Source organism: Planococcus glaciei (genome assembly GCF_900099655.1).
Lineage (GTDB): Bacteria > Bacillota > Bacilli > Bacillales_A > Planococcaceae > Planococcus > Planococcus glaciei.
The window spans coordinates 21,309-35,060 of record NZ_FNDC01000006.1; the positions used below are offsets into that span (position 1 = coordinate 21,309).

Below are 13,752 nucleotides of genomic sequence, written 5' to 3' on the forward strand. Positions count from 1 at the left end.
AGGACGAGGCGCAAGCCGGATGAAAACGTGTATGGTAGAACTAATGGCGACGGGAGGGGCAAAAATGGTATTGGACGAACATTCCAACGTGATTTTATTGAAGGAAATTGCGGAATTGCTGAATGAGGAAACAGATATGGACCGGATGCTGGAAGGGGCCATCTGGAAATTGTTGAACGGCTCTAATTTTGAAACGGCCTGGATCTTTTTCATCGACGAAAAAGGCAAACACAAATTGGTAGCCCAGGCGAATCTTCCCGATGCTTTAAAAGCGAACGGCTGCCGGCACCTCCAAAAAGGTGGCTGCTGGTGCGTCAAACGGTATCACGACGGCGATTTGAAAAAAGCTTCCAATATCATTGCCTGCCAGCGGATTGAAAATGCCCGCACCACAAAGACAGGGGATTCCGGTGGGATCACCCATCATGCGACTGTGCCGCTGCAATCGGGTACAGAGAAATTTGGCTTGCTGAACATCGCTGCCCCGGAAAGAACCGGATTTTCAGCAGATGAATTGGCGCTGCTCGAATCCGTGGCGTTTCAAATCGGTTCAGCAATCAAGCGCATCGTGTTGACGAAGCAGGAACAGGAATTGGCGCTTGTAAAAGAACGCAACCGGCTGGCGCGGGACTTGCATGATTCGGTCAATCAGCTGCTGTTTTCCGTTACGCTTACCGCAAGAGGCGGCAGTGAAATGTCTGCCGAGCCGGAAGTGCAGGAAACGTTCCGCGACATCCAGCATTTAACCCAGGAAGCGCTGAATGAAATGCGTGCGCTTATTTGGCAGCTGCGGCCGAAAGGGCTGGAGAGCGGGTTGCTGGAAGCCATTAAGGGCTACGCCGAAATGCTCGGTTTGACGACGGAAGTGAAAGTGACAGGCGTCATTCAATTGCCTTCGCGCGCCGAAGAGACGCTGTTCCGCATTGCCCAGGAGGCCTTGAATAACATCCGGAAGCATGCAGGCGTCAACAAAGTCGAGTTGTTCATGTCGGTCACTTCTTCAGATGTCCTGTTGGTCATCAAAGACGAAGGGCGGGGATTTTTGCTGGACGAACGGCTCTACATACCATCGATCGGCATTCAAAGCATGCGGGAGCGGGCGCAGGCCGAAGGCGGGACCGTCGACTGGTCGAGCGAAATCGGAAAAGGAACGGAAATTCTTGTACGAATACCGTATTAACTTAAGGAGTGATGGGCATGGTGAAAGTATTGATTGCCGATGATCATCATGTGGTTCGGCGCGGCTTGCTGTTCTTCCTGAAGACGCAAAAAGACATTGAAGTCGTCGGGGAAGCAGTAAACGGCAAAGAAGCGGTAGAAATGGCCGGAAAGCTCCGGCCGGATATCGTCTTGATGGATTTGGTGATGCCGGTCATGGACGGCATAGAAGCCACACGGGAAATTAAAGAACTATATCCGGACATCATCGTCTTGATGCTGACCAGTTTCTCGGACCGCGACCATGTGGTGCCAGCGATGGAAGCGGGGGCAGCCGGTTACCAGTTGAAAGACATCGAACCGGATGAATTGGTGGCATCGCTCCGGAGTTTGATGCGCGGCGAAAATACTGTGCATCCGAAAGCCAATTCGGAATTGTTGAAAGGACCGGCTGAACCGGCGCCGCACACCGTGAATCTCTTAACTCCGCGTGAGAAAGAAGTATTGGCGGAACTGACAAAAGGCAAAAGCAACCGTGAAATTGCCTCGGCTTTATTTGTCACCGAAAAAACGGTGAAGACGCATATTTCCAATATTTTTACCAAACTGGAAGTACAAGACCGTACGCAAGCCGCACTTTATGCGGTCAAGCACGGCTTGACCGAAGCTTGAAAACCAAAAAGCAGGCGCCTATAAAAGTTCATAGGCGCCTGCTTTTATTAGTTCTTTTATCGTTTCTTGACCGGCCGTTTTCTGGAATCTTTCGTGATTTGCTTCCATTTGCTGCGCTCTGCTTTTTGGGCAGCCGCATCGCTTTTTCGTTCCATATGCGCCAGTTCACGTTTCAGTTTCAAGTAACTTCTGTAGCGTTCCGCCTGCAATTCGCCTGTCAAAAGCGCTTCTTGGACGCGGCATCCCGGTTCGTTGCTATGCCCGCAATCCCGGAACCGGCACTCATCGGCAAGCTGTTCGACATCGGAAAACCCGCTTTCGATGCCTTCTTCGTAATCGCCGAGCTGGAATTCGCGCATGCCCGGCGTATCAATCAATAAACCGCCGCCGGGCAGCCGGACGAGTTCACGGTGCGTGGTCGTATGGCGCCCTTTGCTGTCGTCTTCCCGAATGTCCTGGACAGCCATTAGTTCACTGCCGGACAAAGCATTGATGAGCGACGATTTTCCGACGCCGGAAGATCCGAGAAGTGCTCCGGTCTTATTCGGTGTAAGCAGGTTTTGCAAGTTCTCAATGCCTTCACCGGTGACGCTTGATACCGGGTATACCGGCAAGCCGAACGCAACCGATTCCACTTCCTGCAGGAAAGGCTCCAAATCTTCGCATTGGTCGCTTTTCGTCAGCACGATCACCGGATTGGCTCCTGAATCCCAAGCAGCGATTAAGTAGCGCTCGAGGCGCCGGACGTTAAAATCATGGTTCAGCGACATGACGAGAAAGACATAGTCAACATTAACCGCAATCAATTGGATTTCGGAAGTATCGCCCGCTGCTTTCCGCGAAAATTGGGAAGAGCGGGGAAGCACTTGATGAATGATCCCTTTTTCTTCTCCGGGCATCCTTTCGACCATGACCCAGTCTCCCACTGCCGGAAATTCACTGTGCAAATGCTCATGACGGTATTTTCCGGAAAGCGTGCTTAGCCATTCGCCGCTGTTTGTCACGACCCGGTAAATATTTTTATGTTCCAAAGTAATGCGCCCCGGTATGCCGGCTGCGCTGATTTTTTCTTGCCAAGTTGTATTCCAGCCGTATTGTTCGATCCAATTCAATGTAAGTTCCTCCTAATTATGCAAAATAAAAAACCATGGATGCGCGCAAATCGCAATCCATGGTTCCCGGGCATAATGGAAGAAGCGTATCGTCAGCGATACACAGAGCGGGACATTATGGATTGGATTTGCGTATTCAAAAATAAAATAGCCATAATGCCTCACCTCTTTCTTCAAGTTACTATAAAGATACTGCAGACCCAAAGAAGGGTCAAGGCTTTTTTGTCCGAAAATAGAAATTTATCCAATCATTCAGGATTCTTGTTAGTTTCTATTGAGAAAAGGGAATAGAACAACAGAATGCAATTGACAGATTGGCGATTTTTAAAGGAGGAATTCAAATGGCAGAAGCGAAATGGTGGAAACTTGGAGCAGCGGCAGTCTTATCGGTAAGTATGCTGAGTGCTTGCGGCAGCGGCGATGGAGACGATGACAATATTGAAGTGGAAGATCCGGCAACTGATGAAGAGGATCAGGATTCAGATATTGGGACAGATACAGAAGAAGAGCTGGAAGATGATACAAATGAAGAAAAACAAGACGGCGATGCCCCTTAATAGCAGAAGAGAGCCACGAACCCGTGGCTTTTTTTTATGCAAAAAAATTCCTAGAGAATGCCAATAAAAAATTAAAGAGGGCTTGCTTTTATAATTTGGAAGCGCTAACATTAAGTTAATATTCTGAACATACCAACCGGTTAGTACCAGAAAGGTGGAAAAAGAAAAATGGATTTTTCATATTCAGCGAAAACAGCAAAACTGCAGGAGCAATTAACTTTATTTATGGAGGAACATATTTACCCGAATGAAAAGTTGTTTGAAGAACAATTGAATGCCCAAGAGAACCGCTGGTCACAAGTGCCTCCAATCATGGAAGAACTGAAACAAAAAGCGAGAGAAGCGGGGCTGTGGAATTTATTCCTGCCGGAAAGTGAGTACGGAGCCGGTCTGACCAATCAGGAATATGCGCCGTTATGTGAAATCATGGGCCGTTCGTTGATCGGACCTGAAGTCTTTAATTGCAATGCGCCGGATACTGGGAATATGGAAGTGCTCGTCCGTTACGGCACAGAAGAGCAAAAAGAAAAATGGCTGAAGCCGCTCCTTGCCGGCGAAATACGTTCATGCTTCTCCATGACGGAACCGGATGTGGCATCGAGCGACGCGACGAATATTGAAGCGTCAATTGTCCGGGACGGCGATGAATACGTCATCAACGGCCGCAAATGGTGGTCCTCGGGGGCAGGGGATCCGCGCTGCAAAATCTCCATTGTCATGGGCAAAACCAATCCTGGCGGTCCAAAATACGAGCAGCAGTCCATGATTTTGGTGCCGCTTGACACACCGGGCGTAAAAATTGAACGGCTGTTGTCGGTATTCGGATATGACCACGCGCCGCATGGCCACGCTGAAATCACGTTTGACAATGTACGGGTGCCGGCGGGCAACATGATTTGGGACGAAGGAAAAGGGTTTGCGATTGCGCAGGGACGCCTGGGCCCTGGCCGCATCCACCACTGCATGCGCTTGATCGGTGCAGCGGAACGTGCGCTTGAAGAAATGTGCAAACGCGTCCAAAGCCGGGAACCGTTTGGCAAGCCGCTTGCCAATCAAGGGGTCGTCCGCGAATGGATTGCCGATTCGCGCATTGAAATCGAACAAGCCCGCCTGTTGACGCTCAAAGCCGCTTATATGATGGATACAAGCGGCAACAAAGAAGCGAAAGCTGAAATCGCCATGATCAAAGTAACGGCGCCGAATATGGCCTTGCGCGTCATTGACCGGGCAATTCAGGCCTTTGGTGCAGCAGGCGTCAGCGATGATTTCACTTTGGCTGCCCAGTGGGCGAATTCACGGACGCTGCGCCTAGCCGATGGTCCGGATGAAGTTCACCGCAACCAGATTGCGCGGCTGGAATTGAAGAAATACGCCCAGCCAGAAAAAGCGAAAGACAGCATCGCCGCTGTAGAAACGCGATAAACAAAGCTTGCCATTAAAAGATATTGGGGGAACGTAGATGACAATGAACCAGATTGCGTCCAAGCATTACCCGCAGGATATCCAGTCTGCAATGGAATTTCCGAACAAGACGATGCCCGAAATTTTAGCGGAAACAACAGCGAAAATACCGGACCACACAGCACTCAAATTCTACCAGAAGGAAATCAGCTTTAAGGAATTGCATATTTTATCGACCGTTTTCGCTTCATCGCTCCAAGGGTCCGGCGTGGAAAAAAGCGACCGGGTCGCGATTATGCTGCCCAACTGCCCGCAGTATGTCATTTCGTATTTCGGCGTTTTAAAGGCGGGAGCGACGGTTACCCAGATCAATCCGATGCTGATGGAAAACGAATTGGTCCATATTTTCAAGGACTCAGGAGCAGAAACAATTGTGGTATATGAACCGCTTTACCCTCGCATCAAAGCGATTGCCGGACATACCTCGATAAAAACCATTATTGTCGTGAGCTTTGCCGAAGAACCCGCTCCACTCGAAGAAGATTATTCGTTTCAGGCATTTATAGAAAAAGGGGATGGGCAGCTAAAGCCGGTTTCGGTTGACCCGGCTGAAGATGTGGCGGTCCTGCAATATACCGGCGGCACCACCGGACTATCCAAAGGGGCGATGCTTACCCACCGCAATATCGTGGTGAATGCTTATCAGTCGCAGGAATTCTTTAAAAATGAAGTGACGTTCGGAGAAGAAAGCTGTTTGACGGTCATTCCGCTATTCCATGTGTTTGGCATGACGTCCGCCATGAACCTGTCGATATTAAATGGCTCTAAAAATATTTTGCTGCCGCGCTTTGATCTGCAGGAAGTGCTGGAGACGATCAAGCGCGAACAGCCGACGACATTCCCGGGAGTGCCGACGATGTACATCGCCATCACGAACCACCCGGAAGCGGAGAAATACGGAATCGACAGCATCCATATTTGCAATAGCGGAAGTGCACCGATGCCGCTTGAGACGATGAAGGAATTCGAACGGAAAACAGGTGCGAAAATTCTGGAAGGCTACGGCCTCTCGGAAGCCGCTCCAACGACCCATTGCAATCCGCCGTTTGCAGAGCGCAAGCCGGGAAGCATCGGCATCGGGTTCCCTTCGACCGAATACAAAGTGGTAGATTTGGCGACCGGGACAGAAGAAGTGCCGGTTGGGGAAAAAGGGGAACTGATCATCCGTGGCCCGCAAGTCATGAAAGGCTACTGGAACATGCCGGAAGAGACGGAAAATGCGCTGCGGGACGGTTGGCTCTTTACCGGCGACATCGCACGGATGGATGAAGACGGCTATATTTACATTGTCGACCGCAAGAAAGACTTGATTATTTCAAGCGGCTACAATGTCTATCCGCGCGACATCGAGGAAATTTTATACGAACATCCCGCGGTCCAAGAAGCGGTGGCGATTGGTGTGGCCGATCCTTACCGGGGAGAAAGCGTAAAAGCCATCATTGTCAAAAAATCCGGGCAGGAAGTGGCTGAAGAAGAACTGATCCAATGGTCCAAAGAGAAAATGGCTGCCTATAAAGTGCCGAGAATCATCGAATTCCGTACAGAACTGCCCAAAACGAATGTCGGGAAAATTCTGCGGCGGGCACTTCGTGATGAAGCGGCAGCCAAAGAATAAGCTTTATGAAAGAAACAGCCTGACGCCTCTTGCTGTTCCCTTTTTTTACCGAATTTTGGAAGGGTGTGCACGTGTGCCGAAACTCCATCTCTTATTGAAAAAAGAAGAAATTGACGAAGCGCGGATGCAGGAAGACAAGACAGCGATCATTTTTGATGTGCTGCTGGCCACATCCACAATAGCCGCCTGTTTTTGGCATGGCGCCAAGGAAGTGATTCCGGTGCTGGACGGCGACGAAGCGAGAAAACAGGCAGCAGGACGGGAAACCGACAGCTTTTGCTTAGTAGGAGAATACAACGGAAAGACGATTGAAGGATTTCTGGACCCGAACCCCTTGCAATTTAAAAAGCAGATTGCCGGAAAAACGGTTGTTTTGTCGACAACCAATGGCACCGTAGCCATCCGAAAAGCAGCCGGTGCCAATAAAGTCTATACCGCTTCATTATTGAACGGCAGCGCTGTAGCCGATAAAATTGCCGCTGAGCACCAGGAAGAAACGATTGTCGCTGTTTGCTCGGGATCCGGCGGCGAGTTTTGCCTGGAAGATTTTTTCGGGGCCGGCTATTTTGTCGATTGCCTGATGCGGCAAACTTCGCATTGGGAACTGACGGATTCCGCAAAAGCGGCCCGCATTTTCTATGAAACCAATAAATGCAATAGCCGACAATTATTGAAACAGTCGCGTGTCGGTGAAATGTTGATGAGTCTCGGATTTGAAGAAGAAATCGATTTTGTGGCAGAAGCTTCAAAGATTTCGCATGTTCCATGGCTAAAGAATGGAAAGCTCGTCATTGATTAAAAAACAAGGAGGAATTGGAATGGAAAAAGAACACGTTATTGTCAAACTGATGGATGGGGTTTTGTCGCTGCAGCTGAACCGGCCGGAAAGCTTGAATGCGTTCAGCCCGGAAATGATTTTGCGCTTAACCGAGGAAATCAAGGCTGCCGGAAGCAATCCGGAAGTCGGGGCTGTGATTTTGTCAGGAGCAGGACGCTCATTTTCAGCGGGCGGCGATGTGAAAACAATGGGGCAGGCTGGACCTTCGGGAACGTACGACCATATCGGCAAACTGAACGAATTGGTGCTGGCAATGCGTGCACTTGAAAAGCCGATCGTTGCAGCAGTCCATGGTTTTGCAGCAGGAGCGGCATTTAATTTGGCGCTCGCCAGCGATCTGATTGTGGCGGCAGAAGACAGCAAATTTGTTATGAGCTTTGCACAGGTTGGGCTGATTTCCGATGGAGGCGGCCTTTATTTCCTGACCCGTTTGGTCGGGCCGTACCGGGCAAAAGAACTGTTCTTTAGCGCGGAGCCGATGACAGCTGAACGGGCGAAAGAATGGGGAATCGTTAACCACTTATATCCACTGGCAGAACTGGAACAGGGAGCATTTGGGCTGGCGGCACGCTTAGCAGCCGGTCCGTCACGCACCTTTGGGCTAATGAAAAAGATTGCCGACCAGGCAAGCACGGCTGGCCTTCCGGAAATTTTGGAACAGGAAAGAATCACGCAGGCCATGCTGGTGACGACCGAGGATCATCTGGAAGGCGTCTCGGCGTTCAAAGAAAAACGGAAACCGGATTTTAAGAAAAAGCAGGAAGTTCTGTAAGAATGGCTTGAAAATCGCCGAAGGGAGAAACGGAATGGACACTACCCATTTTAAATTTTGGCCAAGTCGAGTATCGAAAACTATAACTGTTCCTGAAACCACTTTATACGACAATTTCGCTATGTCCACCAAAAAGTATTCGCAAAAAGCAGCGTTGTATTATTACGGTGCGGAGTATACGTATGCGCAATTAAAAGAAGAAATTGATGCACTGGCCGGTTATTTGGAGAAGAAGGTGGGTGTTTCAAAAGGGGAGCGGGTGCTGCTGTTTATGCAAAATTCACCCCAGTTCCTGATTAGCTATTACGCCATTCTGCGGCTGCGCGCAGTTGTAGTGCCCGTCAATCCAATGAATACGGCAGAAGAACTGGAATTCTACATCCAGGACGGCGAAATCCGCTGCGGCATTATCGGCCAAGAGCTGTATGGAAGAATTGAAGAACTGAAGGAAACAGCGGTGCTTGAATCCGTTATTACGGCAGCTTATTCGGAATACGCCTCTGCAGAAGACGAGGTCGGCAATCGGCCGCCGGTTGTTGAGGAAGCCGTCCGGAGTTTTGCGCACGCAACGCCTTGGAAGCAGGCAGTTGAAGCGGGGCATGAGCCTTCCGAATACTCGGGAGAAGCGTCCGATATTGCGGTGATGCCATATACTTCGGGAACAACCGGGTTGCCGAAAGGCTGCATCCATACAAACTGCTCGGTGCAGGCGAATACGGTAGGGACGTTTCACTGGATGAATGTTACGTCCGATGCGGTCGTTTTGGCCACTTTGCCGCTGTTTCATGTGACCGGCATGGTCCACAGCATGCACATGCCGATTTACGCCGGAGCCGCCATGGTGATAATGACCCGTTGGGACCGCGAGTATGCGGCCAAAGCGATTGAAACCTATCAATGCACGCATTGGATCAACATCAGTACGATGATCATCGATTTCTTATCGAATCCGCGTCTGGGTGAATTTAAACTTACATCGCTGCAGGTGATTGGAGGCGGCGGTGCACCATTGCCGGCAGCGGTCGGTGAAAAACTGACGGAGACAATCGGCTTGAAATACGTGGAGGGCTACGGGTTGTCAGAAACGATTTCCCAAACCCATTTCAATCCGCCGGACCGGCCAAAGCTGCAGTGCCTGGGCATTCCTTCGTTTGATGTGGATGCACGGATCATTGACCCTTCTACCGGTGAGGAATTGGAAACCGGAAAAGAAGGGGAACTGGTTATCCGCGGTCCGCAAGTCTTTAGCGGCTATTACAACCGCGACGACGATAACCGGAACTCTTTTATTGACCTGGAGGGGCTTTCGTTCTTCCGGACGGGTGATATTGCCAGACGCGATGAAGAAGGCTATTACTTTATGGTTGACCGGGTTAAGCGGATGATCAATGCTTCCGGTTTTAAAGTCTGGCCGACCGAAGTCGAATCGCTGCTTTATAAGCATCCGGCCGTCCAGCAGGCATGCGTCGTCGGAATTCCCGATCCGCGGAGAGGCGAAACGGTCAAAGCTTTTGTCATCTTAAATGACGGGCATGAAGGAAAGATTTCGGAAGAAGAAATCATCGAATGGGCGAAAAATGAAATGGCGGCGTATAAATATCCGCGTGTCATTGAGTTCCGGAAATCTTTTCCCACAACCAGCAGCGGGAAAATTCTATGGCGCAAACTGCAGGAAGAAGAAAGGCAAAAATCCGAGGAGGTTTTGTAGATGGCAAAACAAGTAGAAACGGTAACCGGGCCCATTGCTCCGGAAGCGATGGGAAAGACCTTGATCCACGAACATTTCATTTTCGGCTATCCGGGGTTTCATGGAGACGTAACCCTTGGGCCGTTCAACCGGGAAGCTGCCGTGGAAGCCGGAGTGCAGGCTGCGAAAAAGATGATAGCCCATGGCGTGCAGACGGTCGTCGATCCAACGCCGAATGAATGCGGACGGGACCCGGAAGTGTTAAAAGAAATTTCTGAAGAGAGCGGACTGCAGATCATTTGCGCCACCGGCTATTATTACGAAGGCGAAGGGGCGACGCCTTATTTTAAATTCCGGGCCTCTCTCGGCACTGCTGAACAGGAAATCGGTGAAATGTTCTCTGCGGAAATCAAAGAAGGCATTGGCGGAACGAATATCAAACCCGGCATCATCAAACTGGCTTCCAGTAAAGACGCCATCACGGATTACGAAAAAATGTTCTTTAGAGCTGCAGCACAAGCCCAAAGAGAAACCGGCATCACGTTATTGACGCACACCCAGGAAGGCACCATGGGGCCGGAACAGGCGCAGCTTCTATTAGAGCTCGGTGCCAACCCTGCAGGCATTGTCATCGGCCATATGTGCGGCAATACGGATCCGGCTTACCATAAGCGTACGCTCGAAACCGGCGTGAACATCGCTTTTGACCGCTTTGGCCTGCAAGGCATGGTCGGAGCTCCATTCGACCATCAGCGCATCACCACGCTGCTTGAGCTGTTGGCTTCGGGATACGAAGACCAAATTATGCTTTCGCATGATTCCATCAGCATGTGGCTGGGCCGGCCGCCGGTCATTCCCGATGCGGCACTGGGCGCAATCGCAAACTGGCATCCAACGCATTTATTTGAAACAGTGATTCCCGAGCTCCAAAAAGCAGGCGTGACCGATGCGCAGCTCGATAAAATGTTTATGGAAAATCCGAAAAAATTATTTGCTGCAGAAACTGTAGCAGTTTAGAGAAAAGGGCTGGAATTCAGCCCTTTTTTTATTTTGGGTCAGTAGCATTGATGCGTTTTCAATCTTTCGATCAAAGGTAATCATAAGTTCAACATATATGGAAATTTAAGCATATTGAACGAGACGAAAACAAGCAGGTGCGGGTATATGTAAGAAAAAGGAGGAGTAGCGATGAATACATTCAATTCCGGAGAAGCAGAGTTGTTCACAGAAAAGTTCATTCAAAACCCTTATCCTGCTTATGCAAAGCTTCGTGAAATGGATCCTGTTCACCAAGTGAGGTTTCCGGACGGCCAGAAAGGCTGGCTGATTACGGATTATGAAGACGCGGCTGCCGTATTAAAAGATCAGCGCTTTATCAAAGACTATTCGAAGCTGTTTGGCGGGACGATGGATCAAATGTCCGTTTTTACACAGAATATGCTGTTTTCCGATCCGCCGGACCATAAAAGGCTGCGCGGCTTGGCGCAAAAAGCGTTCACCCCTAAAATGATTTCAGGGATGCGGGACCGGATTCAGGAAATTGCCGATGAATTGCTGGATGGGATGGAGAACAAAAAAAACATCAATTTGATTGATGATTTTGCGTTTCCATTGCCGATTAGTGTTATTTGCGAAATTTTGGGCGTGCCGGTAGAAGACCGCGACAAGTTCCGGCTTTGGTCGAATTCGTTGATTGAAGGCACAAGCGGAGAAATAGGGGTCAGTGTTTACGAACATATGACGCAGTTTATCCAATACTTAGGCGAATGGTTTGCGAAAGTGCATGAGCAGCCCGGAGATGATTTGATCAGCAATTTGATCATTGCCGAAGAAGAAGGGGACCGGCTGACTCAAAAAGAATTGTATGGTGTCGTCTCATTGCTGATTATTGCGGGGCATGAAACGACCGTCAATTTGATCGGCAATACAGTACTGGCATTGCTGGCACACCCAGAGCAGCAGCAGAAGCTCAGAGAGCAGCCGGAACTGATTGCCCAAGCGATCGAAGAGTCGCTTCGGTATAACGGACCGGTTGAATTCAGCACGTCCCGCTGGGCAAGTGAAGACATGGAATTCAAAGGCAAGCGGTTCCAAAGAGGCGATTTGGTGGTGGTGTCGCTGAATGCCGCCAATCACGACCCTGAAAAGTTCAACGATCCAGAGGTTTTTGATATTACCCGGGAAAAAAGCCCGCATTTGGCTTTTGGCATGGGCATCCATTTTTGCTTGGGAGCGCCGCTTGCCCGGCTCGAAGGAGAAATCGCCATTTCCAGTTTGCTGGAGCGTTTTCCGAAAATGAGATTGGCAGTGAATGAAAGCGAACTCGTTTGGCGGCCGGGAATGATTGTCCGAGGCGTCAAAGAAATCCCATTAGCCATTGAAGAGTAAAGGCCGGATGCCATTCCGGTCTTTTTTATGTCCGCGTTTGCAGTTTCATGAGAGGGGGAAAAGTAGGCTATCTGAAAAAGAAAGAAGGGGTCCGGTTGAAGCCCGTTTCGTACGTTTTAAAAGAAAAAATTTGGATTATACCAGCTGTATACAGCGTAGCGGCGATTCTTCTTTCACTGGCCACGTTCTATGCCGACTTGTATTTGGTAGAGCGGTTTATCGATCGAATTCCTTCTATTTTTTTGACAAAAGTAGCTGAAGGGCAAACAATCCTCGGAATTTTAACAGCTGCTATGCTAACAATGACCACATTTACGTTTTCGACTGTACTCGTTGTCCTGACGATGTACACTTCCCAATTCTCCCCTCGTGCTCCTGAAAACTTTATTCAGAGCGCCACCACCCGGCATGTCCTCGGCATATTCGTCGGAGGATTTATTTTCAATATGCTGTCGCTTCTTTATATGCAGGAAGATGTGTTTGACCATGAAGTCCTTTCCACAACCGCCGGTATACTGATTGTCTTTTTCTGTATTGCGACCTTTGCTTATTACATTCATTTTGTGGCTTCAAACGTCCAAGTCAGCACGTTAACCAATAAGCTGACAGCGGATGCGGAACAAGTAATTGCCCAATACTTGGATCTTTACGAACAAAAGCATGTGTCGGAGGAAAATTGGCAAGCTCGGAATCTGGAAGAAACAGTAAAAGCGACGCGGGCTGGGTACATTCACTTTATCGACTTATCGCGTTTAATGGAGTTGGCTGAAGAAAATGACGGTGCTATTGAAGTGATTGTTAAAATTGGCGATTACGTTTATGAAGGAAAACCGGTTTTTCATCTTTATTCTGAACAGAAAATGGATTTGCCGTTCACTGACTATATAACCATAGGTGATGAACGGACGGCAGACCAGGATCTGGGATATGCCATCCAAAAAATTACGGAAGTCGCCGTACGGGCCACTTCACCCGGGAGGCAAGATCCAAATACAGCAAAAGATATTTTAGTCCGGCTGGGCCATTTACTTGGCGAAATGAGCCATTTGAAGACGGATGGTTTGGTGTTAACGGATGAACGAGGCCATAACCGGCTGCTTTACCGTTTTGAATCGTACAGCGATATTTTGTACAAAACATTTTATCAGATATCTTACCACAGCAAGAAAGACGTTTCGGTTCATTCTTCGATGACGGATGCATTGATTGTCACAGCTGCTTTGGCCCCTGAATTGCGGTACGACACAATCTGGAGAATCCAACTTTATTTATTAGAAGCCATCAATGACGGGGAATTGAAGTCCCTCGACAGGGATTTCCTACAAAAGAAAGTGGACGAGCTCGCTGACATCACTGGCCATGAGTCCGTTTTGCTTCAAAAGATGAACTGAAAACTAATTATTCTAAAAAGTCAAGAAAATTTTTATAAATATGATTAATAAAAAATAAGAGCGGGTAAAAAATCAATAACAACAAATAAAGGAGGCAAGGA

At 49.1% G+C, this 13,752-nt stretch carries 12 protein-coding genes; 11 read left to right on the forward strand and 1 reads right to left on the reverse strand.

Translation table 11 applies throughout. The features are described from left to right. Window positions 1-64 precede the first annotated feature (64 nt). On the forward strand, window positions 65-1,180 hold the full coding sequence (locus BLQ32_RS09020; protein ID WP_074510095.1) for a GAF domain-containing sensor histidine kinase: 1,116 nt from the start codon (window positions 65-67) through the stop codon (window positions 1,178-1,180). A 17-nt stretch (window positions 1,181-1,197) separates the two neighbouring features. Beyond that, on the forward strand, window positions 1,198-1,830 hold the full coding sequence (locus BLQ32_RS09025) for a response regulator (protein ID WP_036807873.1): 633 nt from the start codon (window positions 1,198-1,200) through the stop codon (window positions 1,828-1,830). Between the two features lie 56 nt (window positions 1,831-1,886). Here BLQ32_RS09025 and rsgA read toward each other — a convergent pair whose 3' ends face one another. Next, window positions 1,887-2,942 (reverse strand): ribosome small subunit-dependent GTPase A, encoded by a 1,056-nt coding sequence (gene rsgA, locus BLQ32_RS09030; RefSeq protein ID WP_074510096.1) that lies wholly within the window; start codon window positions 2,940-2,942, stop codon window positions 1,887-1,889. Between the two features lie 341 nt (window positions 2,943-3,283). On the opposite strand from rsgA, the gene BLQ32_RS09035 reads away from it, so the two are divergent. The 9 genes from BLQ32_RS09035 (at window position 3,284) to BLQ32_RS09075 (ending at window position 13,651) form a co-directional block, all read left to right on the forward strand. Further along, window positions 3,284-3,499, forward strand: coding sequence for a hypothetical protein (locus BLQ32_RS09035; protein ID WP_036807877.1), 216 nt, complete (start codon window positions 3,284-3,286; stop codon window positions 3,497-3,499). Between the two features lie 168 nt (window positions 3,500-3,667). Then, window positions 3,668-4,921: an acyl-CoA dehydrogenase gene (locus BLQ32_RS09040; RefSeq protein WP_074510097.1), complete on the forward strand. Its 1,254-nt coding sequence runs from the start codon at window positions 3,668-3,670 to the stop codon at window positions 4,919-4,921. Window positions 4,922-4,964: 43 nt separating this feature from the next. Next, complete coding sequence (locus tag BLQ32_RS09045) at window positions 4,965-6,575, forward strand: long-chain-fatty-acid--CoA ligase (RefSeq protein ID WP_139150529.1); 1,611 nt, start codon at window positions 4,965-4,967, stop codon at window positions 6,573-6,575. Between the two features lie 73 nt (window positions 6,576-6,648). Further along, window positions 6,649-7,374 (forward strand): 2-phosphosulfolactate phosphatase, encoded by a 726-nt coding sequence (locus BLQ32_RS09050; protein ID WP_074510194.1) that lies wholly within the window; start codon window positions 6,649-6,651, stop codon window positions 7,372-7,374. Window positions 7,375-7,393: 19 nt separating this feature from the next. Beyond that, window positions 7,394-8,185, forward strand: coding sequence for an enoyl-CoA hydratase/isomerase family protein (locus tag BLQ32_RS09055; protein ID WP_074510099.1), 792 nt, complete (start codon window positions 7,394-7,396; stop codon window positions 8,183-8,185). A gap of 34 nt (window positions 8,186-8,219) precedes the next feature. Further along, window positions 8,220-9,893, forward strand: a complete 1,674-nt coding sequence (locus BLQ32_RS09060) for a long-chain fatty acid--CoA ligase (protein WP_074510100.1) — start codon at window positions 8,220-8,222, stop codon at window positions 9,891-9,893. Next, on the forward strand, window positions 9,894-10,889 hold the full coding sequence (locus BLQ32_RS09065; protein WP_074510101.1) for a phosphotriesterase family protein: 996 nt from the start codon (window positions 9,894-9,896) through the stop codon (window positions 10,887-10,889). It abuts the gene before it with no gap. Window positions 10,890-11,060: 171 nt separating this feature from the next. After that, entirely contained in the window at window positions 11,061-12,260 is a 1,200-nt protein-coding gene (locus BLQ32_RS09070; protein ID WP_036807891.1) for a cytochrome P450 family protein, read from the forward strand. 95 nt (window positions 12,261-12,355) lie between these two features. Next, window positions 12,356-13,651 carry a DUF2254 domain-containing protein gene (locus BLQ32_RS09075; RefSeq protein WP_074510102.1) on the forward strand — a complete coding sequence of 432 codons (1,296 nt, stop codon included), beginning with the start codon at window positions 12,356-12,358 and terminating at the stop codon, window positions 13,649-13,651. Window positions 13,652-13,752: the final 101 nt, after the last annotated feature.